This is a genomic window from Salinilacustrithrix flava (assembly GCF_041228405.1).
Taxonomy (GTDB): Bacteria; Actinomycetota; Acidimicrobiia; order Acidimicrobiales; family Salinilacustritrichaceae; genus Salinilacustrithrix; species Salinilacustrithrix flava.
On the sequence record NZ_CP133888.1, the window covers coordinates 3548494 to 3561632 of the forward strand.

The 13139-nt window shown below is 72.0% G+C and carries 12 protein-coding genes; 6 read left to right on the forward strand and 6 right to left on the reverse strand.

Translation table 11 applies throughout. The features are described 5' to 3' along the window. Positions 1-5 precede the first annotated feature (5 nt). The 4 genes from RGQ06_RS17425 to RGQ06_RS17440 all read right to left on the reverse strand — a co-directional run bounded on the left by RGQ06_RS17425 (position 6) and on the right by RGQ06_RS17440 (position 3612). Positions 6-821, reverse strand: a complete 816-nt coding sequence (locus RGQ06_RS17425; protein ID WP_432429994.1) for a hypothetical protein — start codon at positions 819-821, stop codon at positions 6-8. Between the two features lie 88 nt (positions 822-909). Continuing rightward, positions 910-1932, reverse strand: coding sequence for a Gfo/Idh/MocA family protein (locus RGQ06_RS17430; protein ID WP_432429995.1), 1023 nt, complete (start codon positions 1930-1932; stop codon positions 910-912). Beyond that, positions 1932-2711 (reverse strand): SDR family NAD(P)-dependent oxidoreductase, encoded by a 780-nt coding sequence (locus tag RGQ06_RS17435; RefSeq protein WP_432429996.1) that lies wholly within the window; start codon positions 2709-2711, stop codon positions 1932-1934. Before RGQ06_RS17435 ends, RGQ06_RS17430 begins: the two co-directional genes overlap by 1 nt. 22 nt (positions 2712-2733) lie before the next feature. Beyond that, complete coding sequence (locus tag RGQ06_RS17440; protein WP_432429997.1) at positions 2734-3612, reverse strand: glycosyltransferase family 2 protein; 879 nt, start codon at positions 3610-3612, stop codon at positions 2734-2736. A gap of 62 nt (positions 3613-3674) precedes the next feature. Between RGQ06_RS17440 and RGQ06_RS17445 the strand changes: the two genes are divergently transcribed. The 5 genes from RGQ06_RS17445 (at position 3675) to RGQ06_RS17465 (ending at position 9422) form a co-directional block, all read left to right on the forward strand. Beyond that, on the forward strand, positions 3675-4970 hold the full coding sequence (locus RGQ06_RS17445) for a M18 family aminopeptidase (protein WP_432429998.1): 1296 nt from the start codon (positions 3675-3677) through the stop codon (positions 4968-4970). Continuing rightward, positions 4967-5608, forward strand: coding sequence for a hypothetical protein (locus RGQ06_RS17450; protein ID WP_432429999.1), 642 nt, complete (start codon positions 4967-4969; stop codon positions 5606-5608). The genes RGQ06_RS17445 and RGQ06_RS17450 overlap by 4 nt, the downstream gene beginning before the upstream one ends. Before the next feature lie 110 nt (positions 5609-5718). After that, entirely contained in the window at positions 5719-7455 is a 1737-nt protein-coding gene (locus RGQ06_RS17455; RefSeq protein ID WP_432430000.1) for an ABC transporter substrate-binding protein, read from the forward strand. Positions 7456-7500: 45 nt separating this feature from the next. Continuing rightward, positions 7501-8448 (forward strand): ABC transporter permease, encoded by a 948-nt coding sequence (locus RGQ06_RS17460; RefSeq protein WP_432430001.1) that lies wholly within the window; start codon positions 7501-7503, stop codon positions 8446-8448. Positions 8449-8450: 2 nt separating this feature from the next. Next, a complete protein-coding gene (locus RGQ06_RS17465; RefSeq protein ID WP_432430002.1) occupies positions 8451-9422 on the forward strand; it encodes an ABC transporter permease in 972 nt (323 codons plus the stop codon). Positions 9423-9429: 7 nt separating this feature from the next. Here the strand turns inward: RGQ06_RS17465 and RGQ06_RS17470 are convergent, their stop codons facing one another. Together RGQ06_RS17470 and trkA are read right to left on the reverse strand one after the other, a co-directional pair. Then, on the reverse strand, positions 9430-10995 hold the full coding sequence (locus RGQ06_RS17470) for a TrkH family potassium uptake protein (protein WP_432430003.1): 1566 nt from the start codon (positions 10993-10995) through the stop codon (positions 9430-9432). Between the two features lie 5 nt (positions 10996-11000). Next, the gene (trkA, locus tag RGQ06_RS17475; protein WP_432430004.1) at positions 11001-12344 is read right to left on the reverse strand and encodes a Trk system potassium transporter TrkA; all 1344 of its coding nucleotides are present in this window, start codon (positions 12342-12344) and stop codon (positions 11001-11003) included. Positions 12345-12450: 106 nt separating this feature from the next. Between trkA and RGQ06_RS17480 the strand changes: the two genes are divergently transcribed. Beyond that, complete coding sequence (locus RGQ06_RS17480) at positions 12451-13125, forward strand: metal-dependent transcriptional regulator (protein WP_432430005.1); 675 nt, start codon at positions 12451-12453, stop codon at positions 13123-13125. Positions 13126-13139: the final 14 nt, after the last annotated feature.

Sequence of the window (13139 nt, forward strand, 5' to 3'; positions counted from 1 at the left end):
GACGGTCAAGCGGAGGGCGCGGTCCGGAGGTCGCCGCCGTGGCGCTGGAGCACGTCGCGCGCCGCGTCCGGGTGGCCGTGGCTGCAGACCGCGACCAGCACCTGGCCGGGCAGCAGCCGCGTGCGGGCGATCTGCTCGTGGACCGTGAGCGGGCGCTCGTCGGCGGCGACGCCGAGGTAGCCGCCGAGCATGGCGCCACCGAAGCCAGTTGCCGCACCGAGGGCGAGGAGACCACCGACGCCGACCGCTCCGACGACGGGGACGAGGGTGCCGACGAGCGCGAAGCCGGCCAGGAACCCGACCACGGCACCGGCCCCGACGTCCACCTCGAGGTCGTGGGCCAGGTCGGCCTCGGCATCGTGCTCGAATGCCACCTGACCTGGTCCGTGCACGGCCACGCCGAGCGCGTCGCTGCCCAGACCCAGTCGCCGCAGCTCGTCCACCGCAGCTTCGGCATCGGATCGCTCGTCGAAGACGGCAACCAGGTGATCGTGCTCCTGGTGCGCGCGGATGTCGGCCTCGTCGAAGCACGGGCGGTGCAGTCGTTCCACGATCTCTGCGTGATCGGCACCGGCGGCGGGCCCGTAGCCCATCGTGAAGGTCCCGACCGGCTCACCGGATGCATTCGTCAGGGCGAACACGACCGCCTCGTCGGCCGGATCGGTGGGCCCCTCGAACCGAACGGTCTCCACCACAGCCAGCTCGGCCGGGTCGTGGCGGATGCCGGTCCCGACCGCCCGCAGCATCGTCCCATCGGGCATCAGCTCGTCATCGAAGCCCGCAACGCCCAGCCGATCCAGTGCCTTGCTCATCGTCTCCATGCGTCGACCGTCGCGCCAGGTCGGCGATGTCGCCAGGGCCGAAGGTCAACCGTTCCGCGGCCGCTGCCAGCTTCCCTCGGGGGTCCGATCAGAGCTGCGTCGGCGCCCCGCCGGCCGCCGCCGAGCGGTAGATGCCGTCCACCAGCTCGTGCGCCCGGAGCGCGACCGCCGCATCCGGTGAGGCCGGCCGTCCCTCGGCGACGGACCGGATGAACTCGCCCTCCGGTAGGACCGTCAGGATGCCGCGTCGCTCGCACTCGGCCAGCAGCTCGTCCCCCGACCACTCCTGCGTGGTGCCGTCGACCGTGCAGCGCACCGGACCGAACCAGTCCTCCTCGACGCTGATGAAGGCCCGCTCGCAGTGGATCTCCAGGTAGCGGAGGCTGTTCCGCTCGGGGAGGTCGTGCCAGACCGTCGTGAGTGTCGCCACGCCGCCGCCTGCGAGCTCGAAGGTGGCGACCACCAGGTCCTCGATGCCGTCGATCTCGTGGAACGAGCGCTGGTGGCCGCTGACCGACGTGACGGGCCCCAGCAGGCGGTCGATCAGGTCCACGTCGTGGATCGAGTGCTCGAGCAGGACGCCGCTGCCGGCCTTGGAGGCATCCGCCCGCCATGCCGACGCGTAGCGCCCGCCGGTGGGCAGGACCTGGTCGTCACGGAACATGGCGCTCATGACCCGGCCGGTGCGGTCCGCGTCCTCGAGGATCGACTCGACGAGGCCGTACGCCGGTGACCGGCGCAGGACGAGCCCGACCTGGTGGGTGGTGCCGGCGAGCAGGTCGGTGACCCGGCGGGCACCGTCGAGGTCGGTGCTGAGCGGCTTCTCCACGAACACCGCGACGCCTGCGTCGACCGCACGACGCACCCGCTCCTCGTGGTCGGAGGTCCAGGTGCAGATGAAGACGGCATCGCAGGACCCCAGGACATCGTCCTCGGAGCCGGCGACGAAGCCGCCGGCTGCGGCGACGAAGGCCTCGGCCCGGTCCCGGTCCAGGTCGTGCACGCCCGCCCGCTCGTGGGCGACGCCGCTGGCCCGCAGCAGCTTGGAGTGGAAGGTGGCGATGAAGCCGGCGCCGAGGAAGCCGACCCGCACAGGCGATCCCGTGGCCATCAGTTGTTCTTCGTGGTGAAGCCGCCGTCGACCACCAGGACAGCACCGGTGGTGTACGACATCGCCGGCAGGCAGAGGGAGAGCGTGGCGTGGGCGACCTCCTCCGGGTCGCCGTAGCGCTTCAGCGGCACGTTGCGACGGGCGAACTTCTGCTTGGCCTCGTCGGCGATCTCGGCGGTCATCCCCGTGTGGATCGGCCCCGGGCAGACCACGTTGACCGTCACGCCGGTCGGGCCGAGCTCCACGGCCAGCGACCGGGACAGGCCGATGACCCCGTGCTTCGATGCGGTGTAGGGGCTGATGTAGGCGGAGCCGCCGACGCCCTCGGTGGAGGCGATGTTCACGATCCGGCCGTCACCGTTGCGCGTCAGGTGCGGCAGGCAGGCGCGGATGGTCGTGGTGTGGGCGGTGAGGTTGACGGCGAGGGTCGTGGCCCACTGCGCCTCGAAGTCCGGGCCGTCGATCGGCGCGGGGATCGAGACCCCGGCGTTGTTCACGAGGGCATCGGGCGGGCCCAGCCGGTCGACGATCTCGTCCACCACCGCCCGGACCCGATCGCCGTCGGTGACGTCGACGGCCCAGCCCGCCGCGGTGCCACCGGCGCCGGTGATCTCGTCCACGACGGCAGCGACGCCGTCCTCGGTGCGGTCGAGCACGGCGACCTTCGCGCCCTCGTCGGCGAACAGGTGCGCCGTCGCCCGTCCCATGCCGCTCGCGGCACCGGTGATCACCACGACCCGCCCGGAAACGGAGCGGTCGCCCTTCGTCAGCTTCGTCATGGCCGGGACCATAACGGTCGACCTACTCCTCGTCGGGGTGCTTGCCCACCCCGACGAGCCGGTCCGGCGGCGGCCCCCACCGACCGCGCAGGAAGTCCACCAGGGCGTGCAGGCGAGCCTCGGTGTGGTGGTACGGGCTGCGGTGTCGCTCGGTCCACAGCTGGGCCACGGCGATGCAGAACCGGACGGAGGCCTTGTACCGACCGGAGTGGGAGCGCACCAGCAGCAGGGTGTTGCGCACCATGAGGTAGTCGATCACCGGGCGGGGGTTCGACATGTTCGGGTTGAACACCCGAGCGCCGCGCACGAGGCCGACCTCCCACCCGGCGGCCGCGGCCCGCAGGCCGAGGTCGGCCTCCTCGCAGTAGGCGAAGTACCGCTCGTCGAACAGCCCGACGTCCTCGAGCGCGCCCCGCCGGGCGAGCAGCAGCGTGCCGTGCGGGTAGCCGGCGGGCTCCCAGCCCTCCTCGACGGTCGCCGGCACCAGGATCGAGCCGAAGTACGGATCGACCACCGGGGTGCAGCCGTCGCCGTAGTCGCCGCAGGCGAACCCGGCGCGGGGCCTGGCGTCGGCGGCGGCGAGGATCCGCTCGATGGCATCGGGGGCGGGCAGGGCGTCGTGGGGGCAGAGGCCGACCCACTCCCCCTCGTGGGTGGCGAGGAAGCGGCGCCAACCGGCGTTCGCCGAGGGGCCGAAGCCGCCGTTGCGGCCCATGCGCACCACGTCGGAGCCGGGGGGCAGCAGGGACAGCACCTCCCGGTGGTTCTCCTCGGTGGAGCCGGAGTCCACCAGGAGCACCCGCACCGGCACGGTCTGGGCGGCCAGCGCCTCCAGGGTGGCGGCGAGCAGCCGGGGACGATCGCGGTGCACGACCACCACGGTCGTCGGGGACGCTGCCACGGGCTCATCCTGTCGGCCGTCCCGAACCACGGCCCAAACGGGTGGCGTGCCAGCATCGGGGCATGCCCCAGACCGCCGCCCCCGACCGCACCGTGGCCGACGAGCTGTGCCGGTTCATCGACGACTCCCCCTCGCCGTACCACGCCGTCGCCACCGCGGCGGCGCTCCTGGAGGCGGCCGGCTTCGAGGAGGCGCCGCTGGACCAGGCCCTGCCCACCGGTGCCGGCGGCCGCTACGTGCGCCGGGGCGGGTCGCTCGTCGCGTGGCGCCAGCCCGCCGGCGCCGTGCGGTCCTTCCGGATCGTGGGCGCCCACACCGACAGCCCGAACCTGCGGATCAAGCCCCGCCCCGACCACGTCACGGCCGGCGTCCGCCAGCTGGGCGTCGAGGTCTACGGCGGCGCGCTCCTGAACTCCTGGCTCGACCGCGACCTGGGGCTGTCCGGACGGGTGTCGGTCTCCACCCCGGAGGGACCGGAGCTGCGCCTCGTGCGCATCGACGAGCCGCTGCTGCGCGTGCCCCAGCTCGCGATCCACCTCGACCGCGACATCAGCACCGACGGGCTCAAGCTCAACCCCCAGACCCACCTGGCACCGATGTGGGACCTCGAGGGCGACCGCGGGTCGGGTGCCGGGTTCTCCGGGCTGCTGGCCGAGCGCCTCGACGTCGGCGCCGGCGACATCCTCGCCTGGGACGTGATGGCCCACGACCTCACCCCGTCCCGTCGCACCGGCGTCGACGGCGTGTTCGTGAGCGCACCCCGCCTGGACAACCTGTGCTCCTCCTTCGCCGGCCTCCACGGCCTGCTGGACGCACCCGCGGACACCCCGTCCGTGCCGGTCGTCTGCCTGTACGACCACGAGGAGGTCGGCTCGACCAGCGCCACCGGGGCCGACGGCGCGCTCCTTGCCTCGGTGCTCGAGCGCATCGCCCTGGCCGGCGGCATCGACCGCGCCGGCCTCCACGCGGCGCTGGCCGGCTCGCTGTGCGTCTCGGCCGACATGGCCCACGCCACCCACCCCAACTACGCGGATCGCCACGAGCCCGAGCACCCCGTGGCCCTGAACGGAGGCCCGGTGGTGAAGGTGAACGCCAACCAGCGCTACGCCTCCGACGCCGAGTCGATCGGCATCCTGCTGCAGGCCTGCGCCGACGCCGGCATCCCGACGCAGCGCTTCGTCACCCGCACCGACCTGCCGTGCGGCTCGACGATCGGGCCGGTCACCGCCGCCCGCCTCGGCATCCCGACCGTCGACGTCGGGGTTGCGCAGCTCGCCATGCACTCGGCGCGGGAGCTGTGCGGCGCCGACGACCCCAGCTGGTACGTGGCCACGATGGCCGCCGCACTGCAGGGGTGACGATCGACGTGGACCTCTCCTCGGCGCGCCGCACCCTCGGGGTCCGGGTCGAGGACGACTGGGGCGTGGTCCGGGATCGCTACCGGGACCAGATCCGCCGTTCGCACCCCGACGTCGCCGGCGAGGCCGGGGTGGCCCGGAGCGTGGAGCTGAACGCCGCCTACCGCACCCTGGCGCTCGCCCGGCGCGAGGGCCGCCTCCACGAGGCCGAGGCGCCACCACCCCCGCCGGCCGGGCCGAGCCAACCGCCGTCGCCCCGCGCCGTCGGCGATCCGCCGCTGGCGGTGCGACCCGAGTGGGCCGCACCGGTCGGTCCCGCCTCTGACGTCCGCCGACTCGACCACGACACCCTCGTGCTGTCGAGCACGCCGGACGAGACCTTCCGGCGCCTGGTCGAGGCCACCCACGAGATCGGGGAGATCTCCTACCTCGACCGCAGCTCGGCGATCTTCGAGGCCGTGCTGACCCTCGACGACGGGACGGCGGCCTCGTTCGTGGTCAGCCTGCAGTGGCGGGCCCACGACGCGAGCTGCGAGGCCTTCTGCACGCTCGAGGCCCTGGGCCGGCCGGAGCACCTGGACGTGGGGGGTGTGCTCGGCCAGCTCGCCGCCTACATCGGGCCCGACCGCATGGCTTGAGGGCCGACATCGCGCTCGGTGCCTGACCGCCGGGTCAAGGGTGGCTAGTGTCCTGCGTCACACCGGTGGTCGGGGGACCACCGGGCCCGAGACCCAGGGGGATACACCACATGACGCCGTTCCGACGTCGGTTGCTCGCACTGCTCACCGTGCTCTCGGTGCTGCTCACCGCCTGCGGGGGTGATGACGACGACGGCGCCACCGAGGACACGACCGAGGACTCCGAGGAGGGCGAGGGTGTCCGGGAGAACGACGAGGAAGAGGCTGCCGGCGACGACGAACCCCAGTACGGGGGCTCGATCACCATCGGCCTCGAGGCCGAGACCAACGGCTGGCTGCCGGGCACGTCCCAGCCGGCCAACGCCGGCTACTCCGTCTACTCGGCCATCTACGACCCGCTGGTCGTCCGGGTCGAGGACGGCTCGATCGAGCCGTACCTCGCCGAGTCCATCGAGCCGAACGAGGACTACACCCGCTGGTCCTTCACCCTGCGCGAGGGCATCACGTTCCACGACGGCACCGACCTCACCGCCGAGGTGATCAAGCGCAACTGGGACGAGTACCTCACCGCCGAGGGCGCCAACACCGCCGGCGCGCTCGAGGGCATCACCGTCGAGGTCACCGGGCCCCTCGCCTACGACTACGTGCTCGAAGAGGGCGACGCCGCCTTCCTCGACACCCTCACGGGGACCGCCGGCTACCCGTTCTCCGTCGAGGCCGCCGAGGCCAACGGCGAGGACGCCGGCGCCAACCCGGTCGGCACCGGCCCCTTCACGTTCGGGTCCTGGACCCGTGACGGCCAGCTCGTCGTGAACCGCAACGAGAGCTACTGGCGCACCGACGAGGACGGCAACCAGCTGCCCTACCTCGACTCGATCACGTTCCGCCCGATCCCCGACGAGGACACCCGGCTCGACAGCGTGGCCTCCGGCGACATCGACGTGATGCAGACCCTGCGCCAGAGCATCGTGCGCAGCGCCCGCGACCTCGTCGACAGCGGCGGCTACAACAGCTACGAGTGGCTCGGCAACAACGGCGGCTCCGGCATCATCAACACGATGAAGCCCCCGTTCGACGACAAGCGGGTGCGCCAGGCGCTCGTCCTCGCCGTCGACCAGGAGCAGATGATCGAGGTGCTCGGCGGCACGGGCATCACCCCGCCCCAGACCCAGTGGTTCACCAAGGACAGCCCCTGGTACTCCGAGGCCGCCGCCGATGCGTGGTACGACTACGACCCCGAGGCCGCCCAGGCGCTGCTCGAGGAGTACATCAACGACCCGGAGCGCTCCGACGGCCAGGCGCCGGGGACGCCGATCAGCTTCACCTACGACTGCCCGCCCGACCCCTCGCTGGTCGAGCTGAGCCAGGCCTACCAGGCCTTCTGGCAGCAGGTCGGGCTCGAGGTGAACCTCGACTCCAAGGAGCAGTCGGCTCACATCACTGCCGGCATCGGTACGGAGAACGACCCGTTCCTGCGAGCGGACTACGACGTGCAGTGCTGGCGCCTCGGCAGCCAGGCCGATCCCTACTCGGTGTGGTCCAGCGCGTTCGGCCCGGTCGAGAGCGAGGTGCTGAACGTCTCGGACTGGACCCATCCCGACGTCACGGCGAAGCTCGAGGAGCTGCGGGTCGAGGGGGACACCGACGAGCGCAAGCGCATCGTCGAGGAGATCTCCCTCATCCTCGCCGAGGAGGTGCCGAACTTCTGGACCGGCGGTACGGCCACGGCCATCGTCGCCCGCGAGGAGGTGCGCGGCATCCTCGGCGGCGTCACGCCCTCCGGCACGCCGATCGACGGCGCATCGGACGCGATCGTCCGCACGCCGTACCTCTGGCTCGCCCAGTAGCCGCACCGAGACCGAGCACGTGAAGGGAACGAGGAAGGGGACGGCATGAGCCTCCGCAGGATCATCGGCCGACTGGTCGTGCTGGTGGGCGTGCTGCTCGCCGTCTCCTTCCTCACCTTCGCGATGCTCAACGTGCTGGGCGGGGACCCCGCCCTGGCCATCGTCGGCGCCGACAACGCCGACCAGGAGACCCTGAACCAGGTGCGCGAGGAGCTCGGGCTCAACGACCCGTTCCTCGTGCAGTACACCGACTGGGTCACCGGGGTGGTCCAGGGCGACCTCGGGCGCTCGTACAAGACCAAGCAGCCGGTCGCCGAGGCCATCGGCGAGCGGGTGCCCGTCACGGCCGAGATCGGCCTGCTCGCCATCCTCATGGCGCTGGCCGTCGCCGTGCCGCTGGCCGTGCTCACCGCCTACAAGGCCGGCACCAAGACCGACAAGGGCACCAGCGCCGTCACCTTCGGCCTGCTGTCGATCCCCAACTTCCTGCTCGCCTACTGGCTCGGGTACATCGTCGCGGTGCGGCTCGGGTGGCTCCCGAGATCGGGCTGGGTCCGCCTCACCGCGGACCCGCTGGAGAACCTCCGCACCGCCATCCTGCCGGCGCTGTCGCTGGCCATCGCCGAGATGGCCGTCTACACCCGCATCCTGCGCAGCGACATGATCCAGACGCTGCAGGAGGACTACCTCCTCATGGCCCGGGCCAAGGGCCTCAGCACGAAGCGGATCCTGTTCATGCACGCCCTCCGGCCATCGACGCTGTCGCTCATGACCGTGATCGGCGTGCAGTTCGGGGCGCTGATCGGCGGCAGCATCATCGTCGAGCAGATCTTCGCCCTCCCGGGCATGGGCAACTACCTGCTCAACGCCATCTACGAACGGGACTACATCGTGGTCCAGGGCGTGGTCGTCGTGATCGCCGCCTCGTTCGTCATCGTCAACTTCGCGGTCGACATCGTGTATCGGCTGCTCGATCCTCGCATCAAGGTCTGAACATGGCTGACGTCTCTCACGAAGCGCGAGCCGACGACGGCGCACCGATCACGCCGGAGCCGGCGCCGATGCTGCTCGCCGATGCCGCCGACGCCGGCCAGAGCGGCCGCAACCCGCTGGCCGACGACCCGGTCGAGGACGACGGCAGGTCCACCCACAAGCCGCTCGGCATCACGTTCTGGCTGGCGGTGGCCTGGATCGGCGTGGTCGCCATCGCCGGGCTGTTCTCGGGCTTCCTGCCCACCGACGACCCCAACGCCATCGACATCCCGTCCAAGCTGCTCGGTCCCTTCAGCGATGGCCACATCCTCGGCACCGACGGCCTCGGCCGCGACATCCTCGCCCGGCTGATCGACGGTGCCCGCGTGTCGCTCACCGTGAGCCTCACCGCTGTCGCGGTCGGCATGCTCGTGGGCGGCCTCCTCGGCACCCTCGCCGGGTTCGTCCGCGGCTTCTTCGACGTGTTCTTCGTCGCCGGGATCAACATCATGCTCGCCTTCCCCGGCATCGTCCTCCTGCTCGCCCTGGTCTCGGTGCTCGAGCAGAACCTGGTGAACATCTCGCTGGTGATCGGCGTGCTGTCGATCCCCATCTACGCCCGGGTGGCCCGCGCCAACTCCCTCGCCGTGTCCGAGCGCGACTACGTGCTGGCGGCCAGGGCCCTCGGCGCCACCCAGAAGCGGATCCTGTTCCGCGAGATCCTCCCCGTGGTCCTCATGCCCCTGCTGGCCTTCGCCCTCACCGCCCTCGGCGTCGTGATCGTGGCCGAGGGCACGCTGGCCTTCCTCGGCCTCTCGGTCGAGCCGCCCGCCGCCACCTGGGGATCGATGATCGCCGAGGGCCGCCGCCACGATGAGACCCACCTCCACCCGGTGATCATCCCGTCGCTGGCCCTGTTCCTCACCGTGCTGTCGTTCAACTTCGTCGGCGAGGCCCTCCGGGCCCGCTTCGCCGACCTCGACGCCAAGGTCTGACCCGGCCTCAGTCCACGATGTCGCCGCGTCCCACCCCCCGCTGGGCGACGCGGCGAAGGCCGGTGGCGGTCAGGCCGATGCCCACCAGCACCGGTGCGATCTCCAGGCGGCCGAGCAGCATGAGCGGGAGCAGCGCGGCCCGCTCGGGACGGCTCAGGACCCGGATGCCTCCGGCACCCGGCACCAGCTCACCGAGCGCGGGGCCGACGTTGGCCAGGGCGGAGATGGCACCGGTGATCGACGTGACCAGGTCGGCGCCGAGCACGGCGATCACCACCGCCCCGATGCCGGCCACCATGAGGTACTGCGCCTGGTAGCCGATCATCCGGCTGACCAGCTCCTCGCTGACCGGTCGACGACCGACGCGCACGGAGGCGACGGCGCGGGGGTGGAGCTGGAGCACGAGCTCCCGCCGCAGGTAGCCCACGAGCGCCAGGGCCCGCACCTGCCGGAACCCGCCGCCGGCGGAACCCGACATCGAGCCCACACCCATGATCGCCAGCAGCAGCACCTGCGGTGCCACCGTCCACGCCCCCCAGCCGAGACCGACCCAGTGGCCAGTGGTGGACGTGGCGGACGCGACGTGGAAGTAGGCGTGGCGCAGCGACTCGTGGGTGACGCCGCCGGTCGGGGCGGTGGCCAGGGTGACGACGATGCCACCGACCACGATCGCGGCGAGGTAGGCGCGCAGCTCGAAGGACCTCGCGGCGCCCCGGAGGTCCCGGCCGCGCAGGGTCCGGTAGAGCAGGGCCATGTTCGCTCCGCCGAGCACCATGCCCCCGAACCCGGCCCACTCGACCGCGGTCGACTCGAAGTGGGAGAACGACCCGGCGTGGTTGGCGAAGCCACCGGTGGAGATGGTGGTCGCCGCGTAGGTGACGGCGTCGAAGGGCCCCATGCCGGCGACCAGGTACAGCCCGATGCCGGCCACGGTGAAGGCGGCGTAGAGCGTCAGCAGCCGCCGCATCGAGGCCAGCGTCCGGTGGGAACGCAGCGAGGTGCCCGAGTGGCGGTAGCCGGCCGAGGTGACGTCGAGGCCCCCGACGCCGATCGACGGCAGGACGGCGACGACGAACAGCAGCGCGGCCAGGCCGCCGAGCCACTGGGTGCCGGCCCGCCACGCGAGCACGCCGCGGGCCACGCTCTCCGGATCGCCGAGCACCGACGACGCGGTGGTCGTGAAGCCGGCCACGGACTCGAAGAGCGAGTCGTCGAGGTGCTCGAAGGTGCCCAGCGCCTCGTAGGTCAGGGTCGACACGGTGATGAGGGTGAGCCACGTGGCCAGCACGCCGGCGAAGGCCGTGCTGGAGCGGAGCCGGACAGGTGGGTGGCAGGACCGCACCAGCAGCGCACCGGCCGCGGCCCAGATGCCGGCCAGCAGCGCCATGGTCGCCGGTCGGCGGCCGTCGATCAGTGCGGTCGCCGCGCTCACGAGGCCGAGCACGCCGCAGGCGAGGAAGGCGACGCCCACCACGAACCCGACGGCGGACTCCACGTGCCCGGCCCGGGCGATCGAGCGCCAGATGCTGGGTTCGCCCTCGAGGAGCGCGTCGTGCGACGAACGGGTCGGCACGGGCGTCAGCTGAACACGCGGCGCACGCTCTCGACCGAGCCGGGCACGGCGAAGAGCACGACGTGGTCCCGGTCCCGGAGCTCGGAGCGGCCGCGGGCGATCTGGGCCTTGCCGTCTCGCACGTAGGCGCCGACGAGCACGTCCTTGGGCAGCCGGAGCTCGGCGATGATGCCCCCGTCGGCCTCGCTGCCCTCCCGGACCTCGACCTCGAGCACCTCGACCTCGCCCTGCAGGAAGGTGGCCACGGCCGAGATGTCGCCACGGACGAAGCGCAGCACGCCGTTGGCGCTGGCCGTGCGGGGCGACAGGGCGACGTCGATGCCGGCCTCGGACAGCAGGGGCAGCAGCGAGAGGCGGTGCACGACCGCGATGGTCTCCTTGGCCCCCTCGAGCTTGGCGTAGAGGCAGGCGAGGATGTTGGCGTCGTCCTCACCGGTGAGCGCCAGCACGGCATCGAAGGAGCCGACGTCGGACTCCTCGAGCAGGTCGGAGTCGGTGATCTCGCCCTTGAGCACCAGCGCGCCGCCCAGGCGCTCGGCCAGCTCGTTGGCCCGCTCGTCGTCGCGCTCGACGATCACCACCTCACTCCCCCGGGACTCCAGCGCCACGGCGACGAGCTCGGCGGTGCGTCCGCCGCCGAGGAGCATGATCCGTCGGGGGGCCTGGCGGGCCAGGCCGAGCAGGCGCATCAGCTGGCGGCGGGCCTTGCGCTTGCACAGCACCCGGACGAGGTCGTCGGCCTCGAGGGTCACGTCGCCTCGGGGGATGATGGTCTCCGAGCCGCGCGTGATGACCCCGAAGAGGAACTCCCACTCCGGTTCGTGGTCGCGGGCGATCTCCATCAGGGACCGTCCCACCACCGGGGCGTCCGCCGGCAGCCGGGCACCGATGACCACGACCTCGCCGCCGGCCATCTCGGCGACCTCCGAGGCGCCCGGGTACTCGAGCAGCTCCAGGATCTCCTGGGAGGTCTCGTGGTCCGGGTCGATGATGAGGTCGACGCCCATGGCGGTGTGCAGCGCAGCCGACTGGCGGGAGCGCAGCTCGGGATCTTCGAGCCGGCAGATGGTGCGCCCCACCCCGGCCTGCTTGGCGACGAGGCAGCACACGAGGTTGACCTCGTCCTGGCTGGTGACGGCCACGACCATCTCGGCCTTCTCGATGCCGGCCGCCCGCAGGATCTCGGGGTTGGTGCCCGATCCGAGCACGGTGAGCACGTCGAGGTGCTCCTCGACGTCGCGCAGGGCGACGCGGTCCCGGTCGATCACGGCCACGTCGTGGTGCTCCCGGCTGAGCCGATCGGCCACGTAGCTGCCGACCTCGCCGGCGCCGACGACGATCACGTACACGGGCGCACCTCCACGGGCGCCATCCTGCCCCACGACCGGACTGACCTGCCCCACCACAGCCCGAAGTTGACTTTTTCGGGCTCCGAAACTTACGGTCCCCGCCCGCATGGGGACGATCTCGAAGTCCGAGCGAGAGCTCCTGAAGGCGATCTACCGCCTGTCCCAGGGGGCGAACCAGCCCGAGGCCCACACGGGCGCGCTCGCCGACAAGCTCGGCCTCTCCCCGTCCACGATCACCACCGCCATCAAGCGGCTGGCCGACCGGGGCCTGGTCGACCACACCCCCTACCGGGGCGTCGAGCTCACCGAGACCGGCAGCCGCGTCGCCGTGGCCAGCATCCGCCGCCACCGCATCGTCGAGCGCTTCCTCGCCGACATGCTCGGCTACGCGTGGAACGAGGCCGACCGCCTGGCGGCGACCTTCGAGCACGAGCTGCCCCAGGAGGTCGAGGACCGGCTGTTCGTGGCCCTCGACCGGCCCGACTCGTGCCCCCACGGCTTCCCGATCCCCGCCCCCGAGGTGGCCGACATCCCGCCGCTGCCGCCGCTCTACGACCTCGAGCCGGGCGACGTGGCCACCGTGGCGGTGCCGGGCTCGACCGACCCCGAGGTCGTCGCGTTCCTCGACCAGCTGGGGCTGCGACCGGGCGGACGGGTGCAGATCCAGGAGAAGCACCCTTTCGACGGCCCGCTCGTGTTGACCATCGACGGCCAGACCCGCACGCTCGGTGCCACCGTCGCCAACCAGGTGTTCGTGCAGCGCGAGCACGCCGCCACCTGACCCGACCTACACCC